The following is a 25,725-nucleotide window of genomic DNA, read 5'->3' as shown; positions in this document are numbered from 1 at the left end:
GGACATATAAGAAGAATAGGCTTAAGAAACGGACTCGTATAGCTCTCCGCGCCCTTCGCGAAGCTCCGAGTACTTATTGACGGCGTCAATCCTGGAGACGGCGCCGAGTTTTATGAAAATGCTGTGCACATGGCGCTTGACAGTGCCTTCCGAAATGGAGAGGCGACGGGCGATCTGGCCGTTGCTCAGACCGTCGGAAATCCGTCGGAGAATCTCCTTCTCGCGCCGGGAGAGCCCGGCGTCGTCCTCCGCGCGCCCCAGCCGCTCGATGCTGGCCCGGGACACCGAGAGCACGACGCAGCCGTCCCGCACCGCGACCGTCCGGATGGCGGTGACCAGCTCCAGCAGCGTCACGGTCTTGGCCAGATAGCCGCTGACCCCCATCGCGAGCAGCTCCTGCAGCAGGGCCGGGTGGTCGTGCGAACTCAGCACCAGAAACCGGGAACCGCAGGCGGCGCGCAGCCGGACAAAGGCGTCCATCAGCCGCTCCGGCCGGTCCGCGTCGAAGAGGACGACATCCGGCTGGACCCTGGCCACCAGGTCGAGCGCCTCCTCGGCCCCGGTGGCATGCCCCGCCACCACGAGGTCCCGCTCGGCCCCCAGCATGGCGCCCAGCGACTCTCTGAGCAGCGTTTGGTGATCAATGAGCAGAACTCTGATCTGCTTCGACGACATTTCGACGAACCCCCGTTGGCAGGACATGAAGCTCGCAGGGACTTCTGGACCGACCGAGCAGAACGCCGGCGCGGACATGGTGTGGACATAACGGCGCCGACTGCGTGAAGCTTATACGATGTTCAATGCATCCTGGGTAAAACGTGAGCAATATTCAAATCACGTGGACTTTTATCCTCCGGATCACCGCGGACGCCCGTACGGGAACGCGTCATGACCCCCTCGCGGATAAGGGGGCCATGGAAACGGGGTTTCTCGGCTACTTGCTGGTACGCGTCCGGTAGAGCCGCACCGCCAGCGGGGCGAAGAGGGCGATCAGGCCGAGCGAGTAGAGGGTGGTGGCGAGCTCGGGGTGCTGGAGCGGCCAGGCGTGCACCGAGCCGGCGGGGTTCGGGTTGCCGAACAGGTTCCTGATGGCGGCGGCGAGCGCGCTGAGCGGGTTCCAGTTGGCGACCTCCCGCAGCCAGCCCGGCATGCCCCCGGTGGGCACGAACGCGCTGGAGACGAAGGTGAGTCCGAGCATCATCAGCACGCCGAACTGCTGGACGCCCTCCGCGCTGCGGAACACCATGCCCAGACAGGACATCCCCCAGTTGAGGGCGTAGGCGAAGAGCAGGATCAGCAGGAACCCCTCGGCGGCGTGCGCGGCGTCCGTGTGGATGCGCCAGCCGATCGCCAGCCCGGTGCCGGCGAGGACGAGCACGGCGATCACCGTGGCCAGCAGGTCCGCCAGGCTCTGCCCGGCCAGCACTCCGGCCCGCGACATCGGCAGCGAGCGGAACCTGTCGATGATCCCGCCCGCCATGTCGTTGTTGACGGCGGTCGCGGTGCCGGTCGACGCCGAGGCCATGGTCATCGCGAACATGCCGGGCACCAGGTAGTCGTGGTAACTCACGCCGTCCGGGAGGGAGATGGCCCCGCCCACGACGTACGCGAACAGCAGGGTGAACACCACGGGCGTGAGGGTGACGTCGATCAGCGACTCCGGCTCGCTCAGCGTCCGGACCAGGCTGCGGCGGGCGAGCACCAGGGTGTCGGCGAGGGTCTGCCGCAGCCGCCCGAGCGAGCCGGGCGCGGCCTCGGCCGCGGGAGTGACCGTGACGGTGGTCATCGTGTGTTCTCCAATACGTGGGGAGTTCGGGGCCCGGTTCAGCCGACCGGGGCGGGGACGCCGTCCGCCTCGTCGGCCGGGTCCGCTCCCTGGGGCGTGGTGTGGCCGGTGAGGGCGAGGAAGACGTCGTCGAGGGAGGGGCGCCGGATGGAGCAGTCGTCCAGGTCGATCCCGGCCGCGGTGAGCGCGCCCACCACCTCGGTGGCCAGCCGGGAGCGCGTGGTCACCGGCACCCGCACATGGCGCGTCTCGGAGTCGATGGTGGCGGGGCCGGTGGCGAAGTCGCCCAGCACCAGGGCCGCGGTGGCCAGGTCGTCACCGGCCGAGACCGCGACCTCCAGCTGGGCGCCGCTGAGGACGGACTTCAGCTCCCGGGGGGTGCCCTTCGCTATGACCACCCCGCGGTCGATCACCACGATCTGGTCGGCCAGCTGGTCGGCCTCCTCCAGATACTGCGTGGTCAGCAGGAGCGTCGTCCCGTCGGCCACCAGGTCCCGGATGACGTCCCACATCACGTTGCGGCTGCGCGGGTCGAGGCCGGTGGTGGGCTCGTCGAGGAAGAGCACCCGGGGCCGGGCGACCAGGCTCGCCGCCAGGTCCAGCCGGCGCCGCATCCCTCCGGAGTAGCCCTTCACGGGGCGGCCCGCGGCCTCCGCCAGGTCGAACCCCTCCAGCAGCTCCTCGCTCCGCTCGCGCGCGGCCCGGCGGCCGAGGCCCGACAGCCGGCCGATCATGACCAGGTTGTCCCGGCCGCTCTGGAACTCGTCCAGCGCCGCGTACTGCCCGGTCAGCCCGATGGCCCGGCGGACGGCCGCGGGGTCCTTGCGCACGTCGTGCCCGCCCACCACCGCCTCGCCGCCGTCCGGCTCCAGCAGCGTGGCCAGCACGCGCACGGTCGTCGTCTTGCCCGCCCCGTTGGGCCCCAGCACCCCGACGACCGTGCCCGCGGGCACGTCGAACTCGACTCCCTTGAGCGCCTCGAAGTCCCCGAAGCGCTTCTTCAGACCCCGGACGCTGACGGCGCTCCCGCCGCCGTTGGAGACCGACACGGCTCCTCCTCACGAACAGGGGGCGGGGGCCGGTGCGGCGCACCTGGGCCGCGCGACCGCGCCCCGATTCCGTATTGCTACCGTGCAACCGATAATTGACCGCACCGGCAAGCCCGGATCAGGCTCACCGGCCAGTTGCTACTTGCCAAACGGTAAGCTGGGAACTGGTCGATCGTCAAGGAGAGGTCTGTCAGGATGACTAGTGCCCCATCAAGAGGACAGGTCGGCAAGCGCGCCGAGGCCGTCGGCGGCACCCGGGAGAGACTGCTCGCGGTCGCGATGGACCTCTTCACCAAGCAGGGGTACGGGGGGACGTCCCTGCGGGAGATCGCCGAGCGGCTGGACGTCAGCAAGGCCGCGATCTACTACCACTTCCGGACCAAGGAGGACATCGCGCGGGCCATCGTGGAGCAGATCATGGAGGTGAACCGCGGCATCGCCGACCGGCTGACCGTGGCCGGGAAGGACTCCCCCGCCTGGCAGCGCGCCTTCGACCAGATCATCGAGATCGCGCTGGCGAACCGCGGGCTGTTCATGGTGTGGGACCGCAACGACGACGCGTTCCAGAAGCTGTTCGCCGACGACCCGGTGCTGGGGCCGCAGATCGAGGCCACCGGGGAGCCGCTCGGGGCGCTGTTCGCCGACCCGGAGCTGCCGCCGTCCGACCGGATCCGGCTGGGCTGCGCCTTCGGCGCCATGATGGGCCCGCTGGTGATGTACACCAACTTCTACGAGGACCTGAGCGCGGACACACTGCGGGAGCACATCCGCAGCACGGTGGCGACCCTGCTGCAGGGGTGAGGCCGGCGCAGCGCCGGGCCGGACATATGGCCGTATCTCACATGGTCAGTGGTTTCCGACTACATCGAAAGTTACAGGCGTGCCGATCCGCCCGGCCCGGCGGGCTCAACCTTCAGAAAGCGCCATTGCCAGTGATCCGCGCTGCGAATATCGTCCTGACCAGTATCCGCGCATAGCCACGGCAGTAAGCGCCGGAATGGAGGGGCGAATGGAATTCAAGCTCCTGGGCCCGCTGGAGGTGACGTATGAGCGTCACCTGTGCACCCCGCACGCACCCAAGGTCAAGAAGGTTTTAGCTCTCCTCCTGCTCAGGGCGAACCATGTGGTCGGACTGGACGCCTTCATCGAGGAACTCTGGGGCGACAAGTCGCCGAACACCGCCATCACCACCACCCAGACCTACGTCTACCATCTCCGCAAGGCACTGGGCGGCGCTGCGGGCCAGAAAGCGGCGGAGCAGATCGTCAGAACCGCGGCGCCCGGCTATGTACTGAAGGCCGGGGACGAGGAAATCGACATCAAGAAGTTCGATTCCCTCGTCGTGCGCGCACAGGCGACCGCAGCCGCCGAAGATTTCCACCGCACGGCCCGGTACGCAGATGAGGCACTGTCGCTGTGGACGGGAGCACCGCTCGCCGATGTGGAGTGCGGGAACGTGCTGCGCGGCTACGCGGTGAACCTGGAGGAGCAGTATCTCTCGGCACAGGAAATGCGGATCCGCGCCGAAATGCAGCTCGGAAACCACCGGAAGATGATCGCCGACCTCCGCTCGCTGGTCGCAGCGCATCCGCTCAACGAGTGGTTCCACGGTCAGCTCATCACCGCGCTGCACCGGTCCGGGCGGCGCAGCGAGGCGCTGCGCGCCTACCAGCATGTGCGGGAGCTGCTGCGCCGGGAACTCGGCCTGGAGCCCTCGCCCGAACTGTGGCAGCTGCACCAGCGGATCCTGGCGGCCGACACGGGCGACACCGCCGGCACGGCGGGCACGGCCGGCACGCGCGCCCGCGCCCCGCACGACCGGGTGCCGCTGTCCCCCGCGGGTTCCGCACGCCGCGCCTCGGCCCCCGTCCCGTGACAGCGAAGGAGCAGCCCGTGCCCCTGCACAGCCTCCCCGACACCGCGGACCGCCCCGTCGATCCGGAGACCTTCCGCGCCATCATGGGCGCGCTGCCGTCCGGCGTCACCGTGGTCACGACGCTGGACCCGCAGGCAGCGCCGCACGGCTTCACCTGCAGTGCGGCGTGCAGCGTGTCCCAGGATCCGCCCCTGCTGCTCGTGTGTGTGCACAGCCGCAGCCGGGTGCTCCGCGAGATGCTCGCCACCGGCGCCTTCGCCGTCAACATCCTGCGGGACCGCCGGGAGTGGGTCTCCGCGCACTTCGCGTCCCGGGCCGGCGACCGGTTCGCGTCCGTCGCCTGGCAGCCCTCCGGACGGCTCGGCCTGCCCTGGCTGCCGGACCACACGGTCGCCTGCGCGGAGTGCCGGCTGGACTCCGCCATCACGGCGGGCGACCACACCGTCGTCATCGGCACGATCGTCGGCGGGGAGGCGCGCCAGGCTCGCGGACCGCTGATGTACTGGCGTCGCGAGTACGCGGGATGGCCCGGCCGCGACCTCGCCTCCGGCCTCTCCCTGGCGACCGAGGGCTGACCCGGGAGTTCCGGCAGGCTTCGCCGGGCGCCGGTCGGGGGCGCGGGGAACTGCGCGACCAGCCACGTAGCAGCCGCAGACCGCGGCGACGGCCAAGGGGCCTGCCCCTACCCGTGTTCCGCCGTCTGCGGCCGCACGTTGGCTTGGCGCGCAGTTCCCCGCGCCCCTGGCGGGCGCTCTCTTGAAGGGCGCGCTCCTTGTCAGAGGGTGCGCTGGACCTGCTGGGGGGAGACCGCGAGGAGCTCGCGGATCTCCGGGCGCGGATGGTTCCGCGCCCACCCCGCGACCTCCTGCATATTCTCCGCCGTCGGGCTGATGAACCGCTCGCCGGGCCGGTTCAGACCGAGCGCCGGGAACATCCAGTCGGACTCCCGCACCCGCCCGAGCATGGTGTCGCCGGCCTGCTGCGCCGGCACCCGGCCCGCGTCCACCGCCTCGCACTGGGCGACCAGTTCGCCGAACAGCTCGGCGCTGAAGTCGGTCGGGCACCACAGGCCCGGGTACGCGCTGTCGTCGAGCGCGCGCAGCGGCCCGTCGTCGCCGGCCTCCTTGGCCGCCGCCAGCGCGTTCAGGAACCGCTTGCTGCCCACGGCGCTGCCCGCCACCCAGATACGGAAGACCGCGTTCCACAGGTCGTAGTTCTGGAATCCGATGTAGGACGCGTTCACCAGCTGGTCGTTGTAGTCCAGCAGCCCCTGCTCCAGCCGCTCCACGGGCGTGAAGCGCTCCTGGGAGAAGTCGTCGTCCCGCAGGGCCGCCATCAGCCGCCAGGCCAGGGTGTTGATGAGCTCGCAGGTGTTGGACAGCCCGCGGGAGAACAGCGGGTCGATGAACCCGGCGGCGTGGGACATCAGGCACCAGCGGTGTCCGACCGTCCGCGTCGACGAGTACTGCATGCGCCCGGTGCGCACCCACTCCCGGGCGCTGCGGGCGCGGGCCAACTGGCGTTCGACGGCGGGGAAGCGGCGTACGTGCTCCCAGAACTCGTCCTCGGCGGAGAGGCCGGGCTGCTCCGGGTAGCGCCGCGGGTCGAGCTGCAGGCCCACGCTGCACAGGCGGTTCGTCGCACCGGGGTGGTTGTCGAAGGGGATGACCCAGATCCAGCCGCGGTCGAACATGTGGTGCAGCGTCCCGCTGTGCCAGGGGACCGGCGGCTGGTCCGCAGCGGCGTGGCGGAGGTGGTCGTCGGCGGGCTCGACGCCGATCATATGGGTGAAGACCGAGCGGGCGTGGTGCTTGAGCCGGCTCGGCTCCTCGCGCAGCCCCAGTTGCTCGGCGAGCGGCGAGCGGAAGCCGCTCGCGTCGATGAGGTAGCGGGCCTGGCAGGACGAGCCGTCGGCGCCGATCACGGTGACGCGGTCGTCCTCGAAGTCCACCTTGGACACCCGGTAGTTCTGGCGGGCCTCGCACCCGTATCCCAGCGCCACATGGAACATATATGCGTCGCTGTCCTGGCGGAAGAAGTGCGCCGCGTTCCCTGTGACGTCCAGCAGCCGGAACATATTGGTCTCGCGCGGGTCGGGCTCTTCACCGTCCCGGTGCAGGACGAATCCGAAGTTGCTCTTCTGCCCGTGCGCCGAACCGACATGCTGCTGGACGTCCGTGAAACTGCCGAGATGGCCGATCTCCGGAATGCCGTAGCGGTGTGCGAGCAGCCGCAGCAGGAAGAGCGTCTGTCCGATCGTCGACTCCCCGACGGCGAAGCGCGGATGCTGTGCGCCGTCGATCAGGAGAGTGCGGTGGCCGTGCTTGGCGAGAATGGAGCCGAGCATCGTTCCCGACAGCCCGCTCCCCACAATGACGACATCGTACATTTCTTGGTCGCGCCGCATACTGAAGAACCCTTCTGTTCGGCCCGCTGAGCGCTGACGAGTGTGCTGCGGCCAGTGGAGCAACCGGGCATCGAAGCGCGTTCGAGAAGCGACGGAGCCGGATCGTCTAACGGCTTTCGAAGCGCTCTGGATCGCATCGCAGCATTCTCGAAACCGGCCGGGAAGCGCCAGTGGAGGGAGATACGGTGGAAGGAATATCCGAGGGGCGCCGGGTCGTCATCACCGGAATCGGCGTCGTGTCCCCTGGTGGAGTGGGCCGGAAGCAGTACTGGCAGCTGCTGTCCGCCGGGCGGACGGCGACCCGGACCATCTCGCTGTTCGACGCCGCGCCGTTCCGCTCGCGGGTCGCGGCGGAGTGCGACTTCGACCCGGCCGCCGCCGGACTCAGCCGCCGCCAGGCCAGACAGTGGGACCGCACCACCCAGTTCGCCGTCGTGGCCGCGCGCGAGGCGCTGGAGGACAGCGGGGTGCTCGGCCAGTCCGAGCCGTACCGCACCGGCGTCATGATGGGCACGGCCTGCGGCAGCACCATGAGCCTGGATTCCGAGTACGCCCTGGTAAGCGACGAGGGGAAGTCCTGGCTCGTCGACGAGTTCCACGGCTCGCCCTACCTCTACGACTACTTCGTCCCGTCCTCCATGGCGGCCGAGCTCGCCTGGATCTGCGAGGCGGAGGGGCCGGTGGGCGTGGTGTCCACCGGCTGCACCTCGGGCGTCGACGTCCTGGGGCACGCGGCCGACCTCATCCGGGAGGGCCACGCCGACGTGATCACCACGGGCGCGTCCGACGCGGCGATCTCCCCGATCACCGTGGCCTGCTTCGACGCCATCAAGGCGACGACCGCGCGCAACGACACCCCCGAGACCGCGTCCCGGCCCTTCGACCGCACCCGCAACGGCTTCGTGCTCGGCGAGGGCTGCGCCGTGTTCGTCCTGGAGGAGCTGGAGCACGCCCGGCGCCGCGACGCCCGCGTCTACGCCGAGGTGGCGGGGCACGCCTCCCGCTGCAACGCGTACTCCATGACGGGCCTGAGCGACGACGGGCTGGAGATGGCCGACGCCGTCACCGCCGCGCTGGACATGGCCCGCCACGACCCCGCCGAGGTCGACTACGTCAACGCGCACGGGTCGGCCACCAAGCAGAACGACCGGCACGAGACCAACGCGCTCAAACGCAGCCTGGGCGGGCACGCCTACGACATCCCGGTCAGCTCCATCAAGTCGATGATCGGGCACTCGCTGGGCGCGATCGGCGCGCTGGAGACGGCGGCGTGCGCCCTGGCCATCGAGCACTCCGTCGTGCCCCCGACGGCCAATCTGCACGAGTCCGACCCCGAGTGCGACCTGGACTATGTGCCGCTGGTGGCCCGGGAGCACCGGATCGCCACGGCGCTCAGCGTGGCCAGCGGCTTCGGCGGCTTCCAGAGCGCGCTGGTCCTCGACGCGCCGCCGCGGAGCGCGGCGTGAGCGGCGGCGGTACGGCGTCCCCGCGGCATGTCATCACCGGCATCGGCGCCGTCGCGCCGACGGGACTCACCTGTGCCGACTACTGGTCGGCCGTGCTGCGCGGGGAGAGCGGCATCCGCACCCTCACCCGCTTCGACCCGTCCGGCTACTCGGCCACGGTCGCCGGGGAGATCCCGGAGTACACCGCCTCCCGCTATGTGCCCGGCCGGCTGCTGCCGCAGACGGACCGGATGACGCGCCTGGCGCTGATCGCCGCCGAGGAGGCGCTGGCGGACGCCGGAGCCGACCCCTCGGCGATGCCGCCGTTCGCGTGCGGCGCGGTCACCGCGGCCTCGGCCGGAGGGTTCGAGTTCGGGCAGAAGGAGCTGGAGGCGCTGTGGTCCAAGGGCGGCAAGTACGTCAGCGCGTACCAGTCGTTCGCCTGGTTCTACCCCGTCAACACCGGGCAGATCTCCATCCGGCACGGGCTGCGCGGCCCCGGCGCCGCGGTGGTGGCCGAGCAGGCCGGCGGCCTGGACGCCATCGCGAAGGCGCGGCGGCACATCCGCTCCGGCACCCCGCTCATGGTCACGGGCGGAGTGGACGGCTCGCTCTCGCCCTGGAGCTGGCTCTGCCTCATCCGCTCCGGCCGGATGAGCGCCTCCCCCGACCCCGAGGCCGCCTTCCTGCCGTTCGACCGCCGTGCGCAGGGGGCGGTCGTCGGCGAGGGCGGAGCCCTGCTCGTCATGGAGGACGCGGAGCGGGCCCGGGAGCGGGGCGCGAGTCACCGCTACGGCGAAGTCGCGGGCTACGCCGCGACCTTCGACCCGCGCCCCGGCTCCGGGCGCCCGCCGGGGCTGCGCCGCGCGATCACCATGGCGCTGGCGGACGCCGGGATGGCGCCCGCCGACGTGGATGTGGTGTTCGCCGACGCGTACGGCGTCCCGGCCCTGGACGCGGCCGAGGCCGAGGCGCTCGCCGGGGTCTTCGGCCCCCGCGGCGTCCCGGTGACCGCGCCCAAGACCATGACAGGCCGACTGCTGGCGGGCAGCGCCCCGCTGGATGTCGCCACCGCGCTGCTGTCCATCCGGGACGGCGTGCTCCCGCCCACCGTCCATGTGGCGTCCCCGGCCCACGAGCACCTGCTCGACCTGGTCCGGGACGCGCCGCGCGAGCAGCGGGTGTCGAGCGCGCTGGTCGTCTCCCGCGGTCAGGGCGGCTTCAACTCCGCGCTCGTCGTCCGCGCCGCCGCGTGATCCGCGGCCCCCAGAAACCCCGATCCGAAAGGAAGTGCCGGACATGGCCCCGTTCCCGACGTTCACGACGAAACAGCTGGTGGACCTGTTGCGCGAATGCGCGGGCGAGGACGAAGCCGTCGACCTCGACGGCGACATCCTGGACCTCGCCTTCACCGACCTGGGATACGACTCGCTGGCCCTGTTCAACACGGTCAGCCGCATCGAGCGGGACTACGCCGTCGAGCTGCCGGAGGACGTGGTCGGCGAGGCCGGCACGCCGCGGCAGCTCCTGGACCTGGTGAACGCCGGGATCGCCGAGCGGGTGTGACATCCGGTTCCGATCCGAGGAGAGCAGCGATGTGTGGCATTGCAGGATGGATCGACTTCGAACGCGACGTCTCGCGCGAGCCGGCCACCGTGGCGGCGATGACCCGGACCCTGGCGTGCCGCGGCCCGGACGCCGAGGGCCTGTGGACGGCCGGGAACGGCAGGGCCGCGCTCGGCCACCGCCGGCTCGCCGTGATCGACCTGGAAGGCGGGCGCCAGCCCATGACCGCCGAGGACGACGAGGGGCGCACCCTCGCCTCGCTCACCTTCTGCGGCGAGATCTACAACTACCGCGAGCTGCGCGCGGAGCTGGCCGCGCTGGGCCACCGGTTCCGCACGGCCGGCGACACCGAGGTCGTGCTGCGCGGCTACCTCCAGTGGGGCGAGCAGCTCGCCACCCGGCTGAACGGCATGTTCGCGCTCGCCGTCTGGGACACCCGCAGCGAGGAACTGCTGCTCCTGCGGGACCGCATGGGCGTCAAGCCGCTGTACTACCTGCCCACCGCGCACGGCCTCCTCTTCGGCTCCGAGCCCAAGGCGATCCTGGCCCACCCGCAGGCGTCGCGCCGGGTCAGCGCCGAAGGGCTGTGCGAGGTCCTGGACATGGTCAAGACCCCCGAGGCCGGCGTCTTCGCGGGGATGCGCGAGGTGCGTCCCGGCCATCTGGTCCTGGCCGGCCGGCAGGGGACGCGCTCGCGCGCGTACTGGAGGCTCGAAGCCCGGGAGCACCCGGACGACCTGCCCACGACCATCACCACGGTCCGCGGCCTCCTGGAGGACATCGTCGCCCGGCAGCTGGTCGCGGACGTGCCGCTGTGCCTGCTGCTGTCCGGAGGGCTGGACTCCTCCACCGTGACCGCCCTCGCGGCCCGCCACACGGCGGCCGCCGGCGGCGGGCCCGTGCGCTCGTTCTCCGTCGATTTCACCCACGCGGAGAGCCGCTTCGAGCCGGACGCCGTACGGGGCGTGCGCGACACGCCCTTCGTCCACGAGCTGGTACGCCATGTGGGGACCCGGCACAGCGAGATCGTGCTGTCGAGCGAGGAGCTGGCGGACCCGTCCGTGCGCGCGGCCGTGCTGCGCGCGGTGGACCAGCCGCCGGCGTTCTGGGGGGACATGTGGCCCTCCCTCTATCTGCTGTTCCGCGCCGTCCGAGAGCACTCCACGGTGGCCCTGTCCGGCGAGGCCGCCGACGAGCTGTTCGGCGGATACCGCTGGTTCCGCAACCCCGGCGCGCTGCGCGCCGCGACCTTCCCCTGGCTGACCTCGGGTTCGGCGCGCTACTTCGGCGGGCTGGCCCTGCTGGACCGGGGGCTGCTCAACAAGCTGGACATCCAGGGCTACCGCCAGGACCGCTACCACGAGGCGCTGGCCGAGGTTCCGGAGCTGCCCGGCGAGGACCCGCAGGAGCGCGTGATGCGCAGGATCGGCTATCTCAACCTCACGCGCTTCGTGCAGACCCTGCTCGACCGCAAGGACCGGATGAGCATGGCCGTGGGCCTGGAGGTCCGGGTGCCGTTCTGCGACCACCGGCTCGTCGAGTACGTCTTCAACACCCCGTGGGCCATGAAGTCGTTCGACGGGAGGGAGAAGAGCCTGCTGCGCGCGGCCGCCGCCGATGTGCTGCCCCGCTCGGTGCTCGACCGGGCCAAGAGCCCCTACCCCGCGACCCAGGACCCCCGCTACGAGCAGACCCTGCGCACCGAGCTGGCCCGGGTGCTCGCCGACCCCGGCTCCCCCGTGCTCCCGCTCCTCGACCGGTCGAGAGCGGCCCGCGCGGTGGACCGGCCGCTCAGCGGCGTCAGCCGGCCCTACGACCGCGGGAGCCTGGAGATGGCGCTGTGGCTGAACGCCTGGCTCACCGACTACGGCGTCACCCTCGATGTGTGAGGTGCACGGTGACAACGGTGACAGAAGTGACTGAGACGCACACCGACGTCTGCGTCGTCGGCGGCGGCCCCGCCGGGCTGACGCTCGCCCTGCTGCTGCTCCGCTCCGGGGCCCGGGTCGCGGTCGTGGAGAAGCTGCGCTCGCTGGAGCGGGAGTACCGGGGCGAGATCCTGCAGCCCGGCGGCCAGGCCCTGCTGGAAGCGCTCGGCGTCCTGGACGGTGCGCGGGCGCGCGGCTGCCACGAGCACGACCGCTTCCTGCTGGAGGAGCGGGGCCGGATCCTGATCAACGGTGACTACCGCCGGCTCCCCGGCCCCTTCAACTGCCTGCTCAGCATCCCGCAGCGGCACCTGCTCGCGGAGCTGCTCGACCAGTGCTCCGCGCACCCCGGATTCCGCTACCTCGGCTCCAGCCGGTGCTCGGCCCTGATCGAGGACACCCGGCAGCGGGTGCGCGGCATCCTCGGCCACGGGCCGGACGGCGAGCTGATGGTGCGCGCCCGGTGCGTCGTCGGGGCGGACGGCCGGTACTCCAAGGTGCGGCGGCTGGCGCGGCTGGAGTACGACCGGGTCGACGCGTTCGACCAGGACGTCCTGTGGTTCAAGCTGCCCGGCGAGGGCGCCCTCCCCGCGGATGTGCGGATCTTCCGCGCCGGGGGGAGCCCCGTGCTGGCGTACACCTCGCACCCCGGCAGCGTCCAGCTCGGCTGGACCCTGCCGCACCGGCGGTACCGGGACCTGGCGGCGCGCGGGCTGGACCACATCAAGTCCCGGCTGCGCGCGGCCGTGCCGGAGTACGCGGAGCGGATCGACGCCGGGATCGCCTCGTTCCGGGACCTCTCCCTGCTCGATGTCTTCTCCGGCACAGCGCGCACGTGGACGCGGCCCGGACTGCTGCTCATCGGGGACAGCGCGCACACCCACGGGCCGATCGGGGCGCAGGGCATCAACCTGGCGATCCAGGACGCCGTGGCCGCCCACCCCGCCCTGCTGTCCGCGCTCGCGGACGGCGACGGCGACGCGGACGGGGACGGCACCGGACCGCTGGAGCGCTATGCGCGCGACCGCCGCCGGGATGTGCGGCAGATCATGAAGCTCCAGGCGGTGCAGGGCAAGATGATGCTGTCCACCGGCGGCCTCGCCGCCGCGGTCCGGCCGAGGGCGGCGGCCGTGGTCTCCCGTACGCCGGTCTACCGGGCCGTGCTCGGCCGGCTGGCGTACGGGAACCGGTCGATCGCCGTCCGCACCGACCTCTTCCGGCCCCCCGCGAGTGCCGGTTCCGGGAACCTCGCCGGGTAGGGGCAGGGACCTGGCCCTTGCCGCGCCCTCAGCGGCGGCCGCGGGTGCGGAGCCGTCCGCGTACGTCCTGCGGGGGGAGGAACCGCGTCCAGCGCTCCGGGAACTCGGCGGGCGCCTCCTCCCCCGTCCCGTCCTCGCGGGCCCGCCGCGCCGCCGCTGCGGCCACGACCTCGGCCGCGACGGCCTCCCGCTCCCGCTCCCGCGCCCGCCGGGCCGCCGCCGTGGCGACCGAGGGCCACACATGGTCTATCGCCGCGTTCACCGCGGCGCCCACCAGCACCGCGAACGCGGAGACGCCGATCCACAGCAGCACGGCGACGGGAGCGGCGAGCGAGCCGTAGATCGTCGGGCCCTCGACGGTGTTCGTCAGATACAGCCGCAGCAGGAAGCTGCCCAGCACCCACATCACCAGCGCCACCGAGGCGCCCGGGATGTCCTCCCGCCAGGGCGACCGGACCGGGACGGACACGTGGTAGAGGGTGGTGAGGAACGCGATGGACAGGATCAGCACGACGGGCCAGTAGAAGATCGTCACGGCCCACTCCGCCTGCGGCACCAGCCGCAGCACCGCGTCGGGGCCCGCCACCATCAGCGGCAGCGCGACCGCGCCGATGATCAGCGCGACGAGGTAGAGCCCGAACGCCAGGACGCGCGTCTTGACGATGCCGCGCCGCCCGTCCAGCCCGTACATCACGGTGATGGTGTCGATGAAGACGTTCACCGCGCGCGACCCCGACCACAGGGCCAGCGCGAAGCCGAGCGAGATGACGTCGGGGCGCCCGCCCTCGATGACGTCGTCGATCAGCGGACGGGCCAGCTGCTCCACGCCCTTCTCGGACAGGATGGTCGCCGAGGCGTCGAGGAAGTTGTGCCGGATGGAGTCGACGGTGTCGACGCCGACCCAGTCGTCCAGATAGCCGAGGAGCCCGATCAGGCCGAGCAGCAGCGGGGGGATGGAGATCAGGGTGAAGAACCCGGCCTCGGCCGCCAGGCCGAGCACCCGGTACTCCATGCACGAGTTCACCGTGTCCTTGAGCAGCAGCCAGGCCATCCGGCGCTTGGGCACATCGCGGTACTTCACGCGCGCCCTGCGGGTCAGGCCACGGCGCCGCTCAGGGGGCTGTTCAGGGGTTTCCTCGGCTACGTGCACCTTATTAACGTATCTGGCCTGCGGGTATCGCCACACACGGTGACCCGCCCCGGGGCAGCACCCCGCGCCCCGGAGGGGCGCGGGGAACTGCGCGCGCAACCACAGCCACAGCCGCGGCCCGCGGAAAACGGTCAGGGGCACAGCCCCCGACCCGGCAGCCCCGACAGAGGGCAACCGTGCTCCGCCGGACCGGCCCTAGCCGTCCAGGTCGCAGCAGCTGTCGCGGCGGAGCTGCCGGGCCACCGCGCGCCAGTGGGCGGCCGGAGCGCCCGCGCCCGGGTTCCCGCCCGGGTCCGGGTACGCCTCGACCAGGTCCCGCTGCTCGTAGACGACGCCGCCCCGCAGGACCGAGACCGTCCGCACGAGGGAGGCGAAGTCCTCGAACGGGTTGCCGTCGACCAGGGTCAGGTCGGCCAGCTTGCCCTTCTCCACCGTGCCCAGGTCGCGCTCCGCGCCGAAGACGCGCGCGGGCAGCGAGGTGACCGTCCGCAGCGCGTCGGCCGCCGAGAGGCCGCCTCGGTGCAGGGCCCGCAGCGCCAGGTGCAGATGCAGCCCCACCGGCACCAGCGGCGCGTCCGTGCCCAGCGCCACCAGCCCGCCGGCGGCCAGCACCCGGCGGTAGACGTCCGTCTCCGTCCGGAGGGTGGCCAGCTGGTCCTCCGTCGGCCGCTGCGCCGCCAGCTCCCGTACGGCGTCGACGTCCCAGGGCGGCATCACGCGGGTGACGCGCGGGTCGTCCGCCAGCCCCGGATCGGCGCCGAGCAGCGGCTGGGCGGTGAAGGGGGTGGCGACGAGGTGGAAGTCGCCCGTGCCGGAGTAGATCTCCGTGACGTCGCCGTACGCGTGCCCGGTCGCGCTCGTGGCGTGCCCGTACTCCAGCCGCTGGGTGGCCTGCAGATGTGTCGTCAGGTCCTGGCCGAGCTGGACGCCGGGGGTGCACAGGTGGCTGCCGGAGCGGACGCCCAGCCGCCGGTGCGCGAACCGGGCCGCCTCCTCCATGATCCAGCCGGGGGCCCGGACGTAGGTCTTGACGAAGTCCCAGTCGAGAGCCGCGGCGCGGGACAGCGAGCGGCGCAGCCCGGCGCGGGTGCGGTGCGCCCGGCCCATGCTGTACGCGACGCGCGCGCCGTCCAGCAGTTCGCCCGCCGTGAGCAGCCGGGGCCCGGCCAGGCTGCCGTCGGCGACGGCCTCCCGGAGGCGGGCCTGCTCGTAGGCGAAGCCGCCGAGCGAGACGGCGGTGGTGATGCCGTACGCGAGCTGCGCCGCGGTCTGCCGCCCGCCGTAGGTGCTCTGCCAGGGGTGGGTGTGGCTGTCCCACAGGCCGGGCAGCACGGTGAGCGAGGAGGCGTCGATCCGGCGGGCGGCGCGGGGCCGGTCGTGTCCGGCGCGGTGCGGGGCGACGGCGGCGATCCGTCCGTCGCGCACCACCACGTCGACGTCCTCGCGCACCGCCTCGCCGGTGCCGTCCCACAGGCGGCCCGCGTGCACGACGGTGTCCCGGCCGCGCGCGGCGCGGTAGCGCAGCGGGATCCGGACCGCGCGGGAGGTGCCGCGCTCGACGTCCAGCAGCCGCGGCGTGCCCGAGCCGAGGTAGAGCAGGGTGCGGGAGTCGGCCGACCAGGAGGGGTGGTCGGCTGCGTGGTCGGTGACGCGGCGCGGCGCGCCGCTCGGGGTGCCGTCGGGCCGCACCGGCAGCAGCCACAGCGCGGACTCGGACACCAGCGCCATCCAGCGGCCGTCCGGCGACCACACGGGCCCGGAGTCGTAGCGGTCGGAGATCGAGACGTGCGGCGCCACGGCGTGCAGCCGGTCCTCGCCGCTGGCCGCGTCCACGACGCGGATGACGTTGTAGCCCTCGCGGAAGCGCTGGTTGAGCCGGTTGCGGTCGCACAGCGCGAGATAGCGGCCGTCCGGCGACCAGCTCGGTCTGCCGGGCAGCCCGCCGCCGCCCAGCGGTTCGGCCAGGGTGCGCTCCGCGCCGCCGGACAGCTTCCGCACGACGAGGTTGCCGCTCATGTCGAGGCAGGCGAGCCGCTCGCCGTCCGGGGAGAGCGCGGGGAACACCCGGCCGCCGTCGGCCAGCACCGTCTCCTTGCCGGAGTCGAGGTCGCGGCGGCGGACGGCGAGCAGCCCCTCGCGGTCGTCGGCGTAGATGAGCGCCTTGCCGTCCGGCGTCCAGGAGGGCGCGAGGAGGTAGCGGGTGGGCTCGGCCTGCACGACCTTGCGGGGCCGCCGTCCGCCGGTGGTGTCGGCGACCCACAGCGCGTTGAGCGCGGCGAACGCGATCCGGCCGCCGTCCGGGGAGAGCGCCGGCAGGTGCAGCGAGCGCGCCTTGCGGGTGCGGGCGCCGTCGAAGCCGTAGTCCTTGACCCGGTAGCGGGGCCGCTCGACGGGCAGCTCCGCCTCGAACGGGATCGTCTCCGGCGCGCCGGGCTCCTCGGGACGTACGAGGGTGAACTGGCCGCCGACGGTGAGCAGCAGCGCGTCCCGCGAGATCCAGCGGGGCGGCACGGGCTCCACGTCGCCCTCGATGCCGACCGCCTTGCCGCCGACGACGAGGACGCAGGAGGCGGCGGGCGCCGGGGTGGTCCGCAGATACGCGAGCCGCCCGGCGGGCGAGACGGCGGGCGTCATGACCGCCGCGCCGGACGCCTCGCTCTCGTCCGTGTGCTCGGTGCGCACCGCGCCCCGGCCGTCGGCGGCGACGGAGGCGACGGTGCGGGCCGAGAGCGCCGGACCCCGCTCGCCCTGGGTCACGGTGCCCCGGACGAACAGCACGCGCCGCCCGTCCGGGGACCAGACCGGGTCGAAGTCCTCCCAGGCGCCGTCCTGTCCTGGCCCCTCCTGCCCGGGCAGCCCGGTGAGCTGGGTGAGGTCGCCCGAGTCCGGCTCCAGCACCCAGATGCGGTACGGGCTGCCCGCGACGGGGTCGCCGCCGCGCTCGGAGGAGAAGGCGATCCGCTTGCCGTCCGGCGACCAGGCCGGGCCGCGGTCGTCCCAGGGGCCTTCGGTGCGCTGCCGCAGTCCGCTGCCGTCCGGGCGCAGGGTCCAGATGTGGAAGCCGCCGCCCTGGTAGGCGCAGACGGCGAGCCGTTCGCCGTCCGGGGAGAGCACGGGGCGGGTGGGTTCGAGCTCCGGGTCGGTGAGGGCCTTCGCGCTGCCGCCGTCGCGCGGCACGGCCCACAGCACGTTCTGCACCTCGGCGATCAGCTGGGTGCCGGACGGGGCGAGCGTGGCCGCGCCGTTGGTGGCGGCGGTGAAGGAGAGCGAGGCGCCGCGGGCCCGCGCGGCGGCACTGGCCGCGGGGGCGAGGGCCGAGGCGAGGGTCCCGCCTGCGGTGGCGGCCGTGCCGACGGCCGCGCCGGCCTGCAGCAGGCGGCGGCGGGAGAGGGGCTCGGGGGGCGAGGTGTCCAACAGTCCTCCCTGTACACATGATTTGCGCGGGACGGAACGGAACAACGGGACCGGGCCGCATGATCGTGGCACAGATCACCACACCGCGGTCAACACCTCGTGCAATACCTCGCCGCCGAGTCCTCTCCCCATGGCGCGCGAGCGGAACTACCGTGGCTGTCATGTCTGCCTCCGCCCACTCCCACGGGCCCGCCGCCACGCACACGGTCGTCAACCAGCCCCCGCCGCTGGCCGGCCACGACGTCTTCACGGCGGACCGCGCGCTCGCCGAGGCCGTGGCCCGACACGCGGCGCCGGAGCACGCGGACGGCATCCGCGCCGAGCTGAGCGAGCTGGGGCGGGCGGCGGGCTCGGCCGAGGTCCAGGACTGGGGGCGGCAGGCGAACGAGTGTCCGCCGGCGCTGCGCACCCACGACCGCTTCGGCCACCGGATCGACGAGGTCGACTTCCACCCCGCCTGGCACCGTCTGATGGAGCGCGGGGTCGCGGCCGGGCTCACCGACTCGTGGTCGCGCCCGGACGGGCAGCTGCGCCGCTCGGCCGCCTTCCTCGTATGGACGCAGGTCGAGGCGGGCCATATGTGCCCGCTGTCGATGACGCACGCCGCCGTGCCCGCGCTGCGGCGCGAGCCGGAGCTGGCCGCCGAGTGGGAGCCGCTGCTCTCCTCGCACACCTACGACTTCGGGCTGGACCGCCCCGCGAGCGCCAAGGCGGGCGCCCTCTCGGGGATGGGGATGACGGAGAAGCAGGGCGGCAGCGACGTACGCGCCAACACGACGACGGCGCAACCGCTCGCCGGGGACGGCGAGTACGCGCTGCGGGGGCACAAGTGGTTCTGCTCGGCGCCCATGTCGGACGTCTTCCTGGTGCTCGCCCAAGCCTCCTCCGCCACCGGCGAAGAGGGCCTGACCTGCTTCCTGGTGCCCCGCGTGCTGCCGGACGGCACCCGCAACGCGTTCCGCATCCAGCGGCTCAAGGACAAACTGGGCAACCGTTCGAACGCGTCCAGCGAGGTCGAGTTCGACGGGACGACCTGGGCGCGGCGCGTGGGCGAGGAGGGGCGCGGCGTCGCGACCATCATCGAGATGGTGGCGGCGACCCGGCTGGACTGCGTCACCGGTTCGGCCGGGCTGATGCGGCAGGCCGTCGCACAGGCCGCGCACCACGCGGCGCACCGCGCGGCGTTCGGCCGGGAGCTGCTCGACCAGCCGCTGATGCGGAACGTGCTGGCGGACCTGGCGGTCGAGTCGGAGGCGGCGACCGCCCTGGCCATGCGGCTCGCCACCGCGTACGACGCCGCGGCGGCGGGCGACGAGCAGGACCGGGCCCTGCTGCGGCTGGCGCTCCCGGCCGCCAAGTACTGGGTGACGAAGCGGTGTGTGCCGCTGGTGGGCGAGGCGCTGGAGTGCCTGGGCGGCAACGGCTACGTGGAGGAGTCCGGCATGCCGCGGCTGCTGCGCGAGTCGCCGCTCAACTCCATCTGGGAGGGCTCGGGCAACGTCCAGTCGCTGGACCTGCTGCGCGCGCTCCAGCGGTCGCCGCAGTCGCTGGACGCGTTCCTCGTCGAGATCGGGCAGGCGCGGGGCGCGGACCACCGGCTGGACGGCGCGGTCAAGGACGTGCTGTCCGAGCTGGGCGACCTGGAGGGTATGGAGGGCCGGGCACGGCGGCTGGTGGAGCGGCTCGCGCTGGTGCTCCAGGGCTCGCTGCTGGTGCGGTTCGCGCCGCCGGAGGTGGCCGACGCGTTCTGCGCCACGCGGCTCGGCGGGGACTGGGGGCACGCGTTCGGCACCCTGCCGAAGGGCGCCGACACGGAGGCGGTGGCCCGCAGGGCGCTGCCGGTGCCGTAGGGGGTGTCCAGCGGATCTTGCCGGCTCGCGGCCCGGCAGGGGCCGTCCGGTCCGGGGTGCGCGGTAACCTGTCAAGGTGAGGAGTGGGGTTAGATCTGGTGGGGACGGGACGGAGATGATCGACGAGCGGGCGCTGCTCGAAGCGCTGAACAGCACCCCGGTGCGGGACGGCCGGCGGCAGGACCTGTGGGCCGACGACGCCGCGCTGCGGCGGTGGGCCCAGGCACACGGCGGCCCCGGTGCCGACGCGGCGGCGGACTGGCTGCGCACGGCGCGGGACCTGCTCCAGAGCGCCACCCGCGGCACCGCGCCCGAGACGGACCTGCAGCGGGTGCTCACCGGCGCCTGCCGGCTCCCCGAGATCGGCGAGTCGGGACTGCGCTGGCGCCTGACGGCGCCGCCCGAGCGGATGCTCGCGGTGGAGCTGGTGCTCGCCTGGTACGACGTCCGGGAGCGCAGGCCCGGCCGACTGCGGCCCTGCGGCAACGACGAGTGCCGCCTCTTCCTCCTCGACCGCAGCCGGGGCAACACCGCCCGCTGGTGCTCGATGAGGACCTGCGGCAACCGGCTGAAGGCCCGCCGCCACCACGAGCGCGCCCGTCAGGCCCCGGCGCCCTGACGGTGCGGGCGGGCGGTCAGCTGTCCGGCAGGAGCCGGTCGAGGGCGCGGCGGACCCGCGCCGGGGCCCGGGGGTCCCGGTGGAGCTGGAGCTCCTGGTTCAGCGCCAGATAGAGCCCCGTGATCTCGAAGGCGAGCTGCTCCGGATCGGTGTCCCGGGCCAGCTCCCCCTCCGCCACCGCGATCCGCAGGTCGTTGACGAGCAGCCGGCGCGCCCGCAGCAGCATCCGCGCCACCGTGTCCCGTACGGGCCCGCCGCGCGCGTCGAACTCGACGGACGCGGCGGCGAACAGGCAGCCGCCGGGGAACGCCGCGCGCTCGTGCTCCAGATAGCGGATCCACGCCTCGCAGAGCGCCCGCAGCCGGGTCAGCCCGGGGCGCAGCCCGGCGACGGGCTCCCACACGAGCCGGGAGAACAGCCCGGAGGCCCCGTGCAGCGCCGCCAGCTGGAGCTGCTGCTTGGTGCCGAAGTGCCCGAGGACGCCCGCCTTGCTCATGCCGATGTCGGCCGCGAGCCGTCCGATGGTCAGGCCCTCCAGCCCCTCCACCGAGCCGATGGCGACCGAGCGCTCGATGATCCTCTCCCGCGTCCTGCGGGCCTCGGCAGCGGACTTCCGTGGACTCATACGCCCATCGTAGCCGCACCCCTCCCATTTAGCTTCCGATCGATCGGTTGCTATATTGCGGGGCCCGCAGCCGACCGAAGGGAAGCCGTACCGTGCCGGGAACCCGTATCGCCGCCCTGGGCCACTACCAGCCCGCGCGCGTCCTCACCAACGACGACCTCGCGGACCTGGTCGACACCAGCGACGCCTGGATCCGGCAGCGCACCGGGATCGCCACCCGGCGGATCGCCGACGAGGCCGAGTCCGTCACCGACCTGGCCGCACAGGCGGCGGCCAAGGCGCTGGCCGCCTCGGGGCTGTCCCCGGACGAGATCGGCCTGGTCACGGTGGCGACCTGCTCCGCGATCGACCGCTGCCCCTCCACCGCGGCGCAGGTCGCGGGCCGCCTCGGCATCCCCGCGGCCGTCGCATACGACCTGAACAACGGCTGCGCGGGCTTCTGCACGGCCCTGGCCTCCGCCGCCCACTCGGTGGCCGCGGGCGCGGCGCGGCACGCGCTGGTCATCGGCGCCGAGAAGATGTCCGACGTCACGGACTGGACGGACCGCAGCACCTGTGTGCTGCTGGGCGACGGGGCGGGCGCCGCCGTCGTCAGCGCGGCCGGGGAGGACGGGATCGGTCCGGTGGTGTGGGGCTCCGACCCGAGCCGGGCGCGGGCCGTCCGGCTGGTGGACGACTGGCACCCGCACTTCGCGCAGGACGGCCAGACGGTGTACCGCTGGGTGACGGCCCACCTCCCCGCGCTGGCGCGGGAGGCGTGCGAGCGCGCCGGGCTGACGCCGGGCGACCTGGCGGGCCTCGTCACCCACCAGGCCAACCTGCGCATGATCGAGAACGTCGTCGGCCAACTGGACCTCCCCGGGCACGTGGTGGTCGCCCGGGACGCGGCCGAGTCCGGCAACACCTCGGCGGCGTCGGTTCCGCTCGCGCTGTCCAAGCTGACCGAGCGCGGCGAACTGCCGCCGGGCGGCCCGGTGCTGCTGCTGAGCTTCGGCGGCGGCATGTCCTGGGCGGGCCAGGTCGTCCACTGCCCTTGACCCTTTCGGGGGATCCCGCCGGGCAGGGGCTGCCCCTTGCTGTCACTGCTTGCTGCGCGTTGCAGGGTGCAGCGCCGCGCCGGCTGGTCGCGCCCCGCGGCGAAGCCGCAATGAACACGAGCCCCGCGCCCGTCAGGGGCGCGGGGAACTGCGCGCGCGACCACAGCGAACCCGCACCCGGCAACGGGCAGCAAGGGGCAGCCCCCTCCCAGGGCGATCTAGTGCCGTGACCGGAAAGGTTCACCGCCTCGCGTCTCCCCCAAGCTCTCGGCTCCGCTCGAGCAGGGGGGACCCCCATCGCGGCGTTGCCGGATCACGCGAGTACGCCCCGTACGAGCCGCGATCCGGCGCCTTGCGATGCTCCCCCAGCTACCGCTGGGAGGTGCCCCCTGCACCTGGGGGCACCCCCAGTTCGAGCGGAGCCGAGAGCTTGGGGGAGACGCGAGACGGCAAACCTTTCCGGCCACGGCACTAGCCGGCCCGCAGGAAGTCGCGAATCTCGCGGTAGACCCGGCGGTCGCCGATCAGTTCGACGTGTCCGAGGGTGTCGGGGGCGACATGGTTCTCGGCGCCCGCCAGCGGCGTGCTGTCGGCGGGCACGATGTCGTCGGCCCGCGACCGCCAGGTCGCGTAGCGGACCCGGCCGGGTGTCTCGTCGCCCCGGTTCAGCTCGCGCAGGAACTCCGAGTCCTCGCCCATCTGGCAGACGTCGGTGCGGGTGCGCGGCCCGCAGCCGGCGGTGAGCGCCGTGTCCATCCCCCGGTTCGGGCCCGCGATCCCCGCGTAGGAGCGGACGCGGGAGGTGCCGCCCAGGTGCTTGAGGTAGTGCCGGGCCGAGAGGTTGCCCATGGAGAACGCCACCAGGTCGACCCTGGCCGCGCCCGTGCGCTTCCTGAGCCGCTCGACCGCGCGCGCGACGGTGCGGGCGCCCTCGTCGTTGGGCCGGCCGGCGGTGAGGTCCACGGGGAGGGTGCGGGCGCGGTCGTCGCCGTCGCGGGCGAACCAGCGGCGGAACTGGTCCCAGTCGGCGGGGCTGCCGCCGAGGCCGTGCACCAGGACGATCGGGGTAGGGGACGGCGAGCCGGTGGGGGCCGGGGTGCGCTCCTCCCTCGCGTCCCCCGAGCCGCCGCCGCACCCGGTGCCGAGCAGCACCACCGAGAGCAGGGCGGCGAGGCGGGCCGCGGGCCCGCTCCCGGTGCCGTTCCCGGAACCGCTTCTGATACCCGTCACGCCGCCCTCCCCGGGCTCGCCGGTCATCGCCGTTGTTCCGCTGCCGTTACCCCGTACCCACCGCGGCGCCCTCCCATTTCCCGCCCGCGGCGCGGAGGGCGGCCAGCAGCGCGTCCTCCGGCTGGTCGCCGCGCAGCTCCCGGCCGTCCGCGAAGCGGAAGACGGGACCGGTGTCGCTGCCGAGGGCGCGGGTGCGGGCGAGTTCGGCCCGCAGCGCCTCCGCGCCGCCGTCCCCTCCGCCGTCCCGCACTCCCGCCTCGGCCGCCAGTCGGCCGAGAGCGGCCGGGTCGGCGAGGTGCAGTCCGTCGGTGAAGTACGCGCGGAAGAGGCGTTCCGTCATCGCCTCCCCGCGCCCCTGCGCGGCGGCCCGGGACCGCAGCAGATGCGCTTCGAAGGTGTTGGTGAACACGGCGAGGTCGAAGCGGAAGCGCAGCCCGTCCGCGGCGCCGAGCGCGGTGTCCGCCCGGATCCGGCGCGCCGCCTCCTCGCCCCGCTGCCGCCGGTGCACCTCGAACAGCGGCTCGCCCGCGGCCGGGGCGCCGGGCGCGATGCGGTAGGGCCGCAGCACCAGCCGGGCGCGCCCGCCCTCGCCCTCGTAGCGCCGCACGGCCCGCACGGCGCGGGTGAAGCCGAGATACGAGGCCGCGCACACGAAGTCGTGCACCAGCTCCACCGCCACCACCGCTACCACGGGATGTCCCCTTCCGTACCGAGGAAACCGCCGGTGGGGGCCTGTGCCCCGGCCTCGGCCATCCGTACGACGATCGCCGCGCCCTCGGCGACGGTGCGTGTACCGGTGCGGCCGTTGAAGTCGGTGGCGGTGTAGCCGGGGTCGACGGCGTTGATCCGCAGCCGGGGGCAGGCGCGCGCGTACTGCGCGGTGACCATGTTCAGCGCCGCCTTGGACGAGGCGTACGCCAGCGCCGGGACCCAGACGGGCACCGTGCGGGCAGTCAGGTCCGGTTCGGCGCAGGCGGTGATCGAGCCGAGGCCGCTGCTGACGTTGACGATGCGGGGCGCGGGGTCCGCGCTGGCCTCCAGCAGCGGCAGGAAGGCGTGCGTAGTGCGGACGACGCCGTAGACGTTGACGTCATAGACGGTGTGCAGGTCGTCGGCGGTGGTCGCGCCCGCGCTCCGCGCCGGGCCGGGGATCCCGGCGTTGTTGACGAGGACGTCCAGGTGGCCGGCCTGCGCGCGCAGGGTCGCGGCCGCGGCGTAGACGGACTCCTCGCTGGTGACGTCGAGCGCCAGCGCCCGGACCCCGGCCCCTACGCGCCGGGCGGCCTCCCGGCCGCGCCGGGGGTCGCGCGCTCCGAGGTAGACGGTGTGCCCGGCGTCGGCCAGCTGCCGTGCGGCCTCCAGGCCGAGGCCGCGGGTGGCGCCGGTGATGAGCGTGATGGTCATGCGCTCAGCCTGCGCGAGGGGCGGCGGGGGCGGGAGTGCAGAACTTTTCCTGGGAACACCAGTACCAGGCCAGGGGTTGGACACGGTGTGGAAACGGAGCGGACGGAGCGGAGGGCGCTGGGCAGCGCACTGCGGCACTGGCGGGACCGGACGGCACCCCGCGATCCGCCGCACGGCCGCGCCGGGACGGCGCGCGGCCGGCGGGCGCCCGGACTGCGGCGGGAGGAGCTGGCCGCGCTCGCCGGGGTGTCCGTCGACTACGTCACCCGGCTCGAACAGGGCCGTACCGCGGCGCCGTCCGTGGCGGTCCTCGCCGCGCTCGCCCGCGCCCTGGGCCTCTCGCCCGTGGAGCACGACCACCTCTTCCGCCTCGCGCGCCAGGCCCCGCCCGCTCCGCAGCGGATGCCGGGCGGGCCCTGGGGCGAGGTGCGGCGGCTGATCGACCGGCTGCCGGACACACCCGCCGGCGTCTACGACCCCGCCTGGACGCTCGTCACCTGGAACCCCCTCTTCGCCGCGCTGATGGGCGACCCGGCGCCGCTGCCGGACCGCGAGCGGAACGTTCCGTGGCAGCACTTCGCCCTGGGAGGGGGCGGACGGGTGCGCCATACGCCGGAGCAGACGGCGCGCTTCGAGGAGGCGGTGGTCGGCGACCTGCGCACCGCGACCGGGCGCTACCCCGCCGACCCCCGGCTGGACGCGCTGGTCGCCGACCTGCGCGCCGCGAGCGGGCGGTTCGCCGCGCTGTGGGACGGCCACGCGGTGGGGACGCACGCCCGCGACACGAAGACCGTCCGGCATCCGCACGCCGGGACCCTCGCGCTCGACTGCGACGTACTGGCGGCGCCGGGCGCGGACGGGAGGCAGGGGGCGCGCGTCGTGCTGCTGACGCCCCAGCCGGGTTCACCGGCCGAGGCCGCGCTGCGCGCCCTGGCACGGGGCTTTCGCACCCCCTAGGCGGTGTCTTCAATTGATCTTGGATGGTGGATCATGGTCGGGTGATACGTCGCCATGAACTGTCTGATGCGGAGTGGGAGTTCGTTCGGCCGCTGCTGCCCGCCTCCTTGCGGGGGCGCAAGC

The 25,725-nt window shown here is 73.3% G+C and carries 22 protein-coding genes; 12 read left to right on the top strand and 10 right to left on the bottom strand.

Annotated elements, in window-relative coordinates; genetic code table 11:
- Window positions 1-21 precede the first annotated feature (21 nt).
- From G5C65_RS04385 to G5C65_RS04375, 3 genes are all read right to left on the bottom strand, one after another.
- Window positions 22-753, bottom strand: a complete 732-nt coding sequence (locus G5C65_RS04385) for a LuxR C-terminal-related transcriptional regulator (protein WP_165297261.1) — start codon at window positions 751-753, stop codon at window positions 22-24.
- Between the two features lie 181 nt (window positions 754-934).
- Window positions 935-1,786, bottom strand: a complete 852-nt coding sequence (locus G5C65_RS04380; protein ID WP_165297260.1) for an ABC transporter permease — start codon at window positions 1,784-1,786, stop codon at window positions 935-937.
- Between the two features lie 38 nt (window positions 1,787-1,824).
- A complete protein-coding gene (locus G5C65_RS04375) occupies window positions 1,825-2,835 on the bottom strand; it encodes an ATP-binding cassette domain-containing protein (protein ID WP_165297259.1) in 1,011 nt (336 codons plus the stop codon).
- 195 nt (window positions 2,836-3,030) lie between these two features.
- Between G5C65_RS04375 and G5C65_RS04370 the strand changes: the two genes are divergently transcribed.
- From G5C65_RS04370 to G5C65_RS04360, 3 genes are all read left to right on the top strand, one after another.
- Complete coding sequence (locus G5C65_RS04370; protein WP_165297258.1) at window positions 3,031-3,636, top strand: TetR/AcrR family transcriptional regulator; 606 nt, start codon at window positions 3,031-3,033, stop codon at window positions 3,634-3,636.
- 208 nt (window positions 3,637-3,844) lie between these two features.
- Entirely contained in the window at window positions 3,845-4,711 is an 867-nt protein-coding gene (locus G5C65_RS04365; protein ID WP_165297257.1) for an AfsR/SARP family transcriptional regulator, read from the top strand.
- 17 nt (window positions 4,712-4,728) lie between these two features.
- A complete protein-coding gene (locus G5C65_RS04360; protein ID WP_338146228.1) occupies window positions 4,729-5,286 on the top strand; it encodes a flavin reductase family protein in 558 nt (185 codons plus the stop codon).
- 200 nt (window positions 5,287-5,486) lie between these two features.
- On the opposite strand, the gene G5C65_RS04355 is transcribed toward G5C65_RS04360, so the two are convergent.
- Entirely contained in the window at window positions 5,487-7,118 is a 1,632-nt protein-coding gene (locus G5C65_RS04355) for an NAD(P)/FAD-dependent oxidoreductase (RefSeq protein WP_165297256.1), read from the bottom strand.
- A 194-nt stretch (window positions 7,119-7,312) separates the two neighbouring features.
- Here G5C65_RS04355 and G5C65_RS04350 point away from each other — a divergent pair, with 194 nt between their 5' ends.
- Genes G5C65_RS04350 through G5C65_RS04330 form a run of 5 tightly spaced genes read left to right on the top strand, consistent with a single transcriptional unit; the run spans window position 7,313 to window position 13,316 of the window.
- Window positions 7,313-8,584, top strand: coding sequence for a beta-ketoacyl-ACP synthase II (locus tag G5C65_RS04350; RefSeq protein ID WP_165297270.1), 1,272 nt, complete (start codon window positions 7,313-7,315; stop codon window positions 8,582-8,584).
- Window positions 8,581-9,819 carry a beta-ketoacyl synthase N-terminal-like domain-containing protein gene (locus tag G5C65_RS04345; protein ID WP_165297255.1) on the top strand — a complete coding sequence of 413 codons (1,239 nt, stop codon included), beginning with the start codon at window positions 8,581-8,583 and terminating at the stop codon, window positions 9,817-9,819. The genes G5C65_RS04350 and G5C65_RS04345 overlap by 4 nt, the downstream gene beginning before the upstream one ends.
- A 43-nt stretch (window positions 9,820-9,862) precedes the next feature.
- A complete protein-coding gene (locus G5C65_RS04340; RefSeq protein ID WP_165297254.1) occupies window positions 9,863-10,129 on the top strand; it encodes an acyl carrier protein in 267 nt (88 codons plus the stop codon).
- Window positions 10,130-10,158: 29 nt separating this feature from the next.
- Window positions 10,159-12,018, top strand: a complete 1,860-nt coding sequence (gene asnB / locus G5C65_RS04335; protein ID WP_165297253.1) for an asparagine synthase (glutamine-hydrolyzing) — start codon at window positions 10,159-10,161, stop codon at window positions 12,016-12,018.
- A gap of 17 nt (window positions 12,019-12,035) precedes the next feature.
- Window positions 12,036-13,316: an FAD-dependent monooxygenase gene (locus G5C65_RS04330; RefSeq protein WP_338146227.1), complete on the top strand. Its 1,281-nt coding sequence runs from the start codon at window positions 12,036-12,038 to the stop codon at window positions 13,314-13,316.
- A gap of 28 nt (window positions 13,317-13,344) precedes the next feature.
- On the opposite strand, the gene G5C65_RS04325 is transcribed toward G5C65_RS04330, so the two are convergent.
- Together G5C65_RS04325 and G5C65_RS04320 are read right to left on the bottom strand one after the other, a co-directional pair.
- Window positions 13,345-14,367 carry a YihY/virulence factor BrkB family protein gene (locus G5C65_RS04325; protein WP_165297268.1) on the bottom strand — a complete coding sequence of 341 codons (1,023 nt, stop codon included), beginning with the start codon at window positions 14,365-14,367 and terminating at the stop codon, window positions 13,345-13,347.
- Between the two features lie 294 nt (window positions 14,368-14,661).
- Window positions 14,662-17,880: an amidohydrolase family protein gene (locus G5C65_RS04320; protein ID WP_241265540.1), complete on the bottom strand. Its 3,219-nt coding sequence runs from the start codon at window positions 17,878-17,880 to the stop codon at window positions 14,662-14,664.
- 161 nt (window positions 17,881-18,041) lie between these two features.
- Here G5C65_RS04320 and G5C65_RS04315 point away from each other — a divergent pair, with 161 nt between their 5' ends.
- On the top strand, window positions 18,042-19,730 hold the full coding sequence (locus tag G5C65_RS04315) for an acyl-CoA dehydrogenase family protein (protein WP_165297252.1): 1,689 nt from the start codon (window positions 18,042-18,044) through the stop codon (window positions 19,728-19,730).
- Between the two features lie 115 nt (window positions 19,731-19,845).
- Window positions 19,846-20,349, top strand: coding sequence for a CGNR zinc finger domain-containing protein (locus G5C65_RS04310; protein ID WP_165297251.1), 504 nt, complete (start codon window positions 19,846-19,848; stop codon window positions 20,347-20,349).
- 16 nt (window positions 20,350-20,365) lie between these two features.
- On the opposite strand, the gene G5C65_RS04305 is transcribed toward G5C65_RS04310, so the two are convergent.
- The gene (locus G5C65_RS04305) at window positions 20,366-20,974 is read right to left on the bottom strand and encodes a TetR/AcrR family transcriptional regulator (protein WP_165297250.1); all 609 of its coding nucleotides are present in this window, start codon (window positions 20,972-20,974) and stop codon (window positions 20,366-20,368) included.
- Between the two features lie 92 nt (window positions 20,975-21,066).
- On the opposite strand from G5C65_RS04305, the gene G5C65_RS04300 reads away from it, so the two are divergent.
- Complete coding sequence (locus tag G5C65_RS04300) at window positions 21,067-22,011, top strand: beta-ketoacyl-ACP synthase 3 (protein ID WP_165297249.1); 945 nt, start codon at window positions 21,067-21,069, stop codon at window positions 22,009-22,011.
- A 471-nt stretch (window positions 22,012-22,482) separates the two neighbouring features.
- Here G5C65_RS04300 and G5C65_RS04295 read toward each other — a convergent pair whose 3' ends face one another.
- Genes G5C65_RS04295 through G5C65_RS04285 form a run of 3 tightly spaced genes read right to left on the bottom strand, consistent with a single transcriptional unit; the run spans window position 22,483 to window position 24,645 of the window.
- Window positions 22,483-23,241 (bottom strand): alpha/beta fold hydrolase, encoded by a 759-nt coding sequence (locus G5C65_RS04295; protein ID WP_165297248.1) that lies wholly within the window; start codon window positions 23,239-23,241, stop codon window positions 22,483-22,485.
- Window positions 23,242-23,287: 46 nt separating this feature from the next.
- Window positions 23,288-23,932 carry a DsbA family protein gene (locus G5C65_RS04290; RefSeq protein ID WP_165297247.1) on the bottom strand — a complete coding sequence of 215 codons (645 nt, stop codon included), beginning with the start codon at window positions 23,930-23,932 and terminating at the stop codon, window positions 23,288-23,290.
- The gene (locus tag G5C65_RS04285) at window positions 23,926-24,645 is read right to left on the bottom strand and encodes an SDR family NAD(P)-dependent oxidoreductase (RefSeq protein ID WP_165297246.1); all 720 of its coding nucleotides are present in this window, start codon (window positions 24,643-24,645) and stop codon (window positions 23,926-23,928) included. Before G5C65_RS04285 ends, G5C65_RS04290 begins: the two co-directional genes overlap by 7 nt.
- 87 nt (window positions 24,646-24,732) lie before the next feature.
- Here G5C65_RS04285 and G5C65_RS04280 point away from each other — a divergent pair, with 87 nt between their 5' ends.
- On the top strand, window positions 24,733-25,602 hold the full coding sequence (locus tag G5C65_RS04280; protein ID WP_338146226.1) for a helix-turn-helix domain-containing protein: 870 nt from the start codon (window positions 24,733-24,735) through the stop codon (window positions 25,600-25,602).
- Window positions 25,603-25,725 lie beyond the last annotated feature (123 nt).

Source organism: Streptomyces boncukensis (assembly GCF_011045075.1).
GTDB classification, from domain to species: Bacteria; Actinomycetota; Actinomycetes; order Streptomycetales; family Streptomycetaceae; genus Streptomyces; species Streptomyces boncukensis.
Note: the sequence above shows the minus strand (reverse complement) of the source record. Positions and strands in the feature narration are given on the sequence as shown.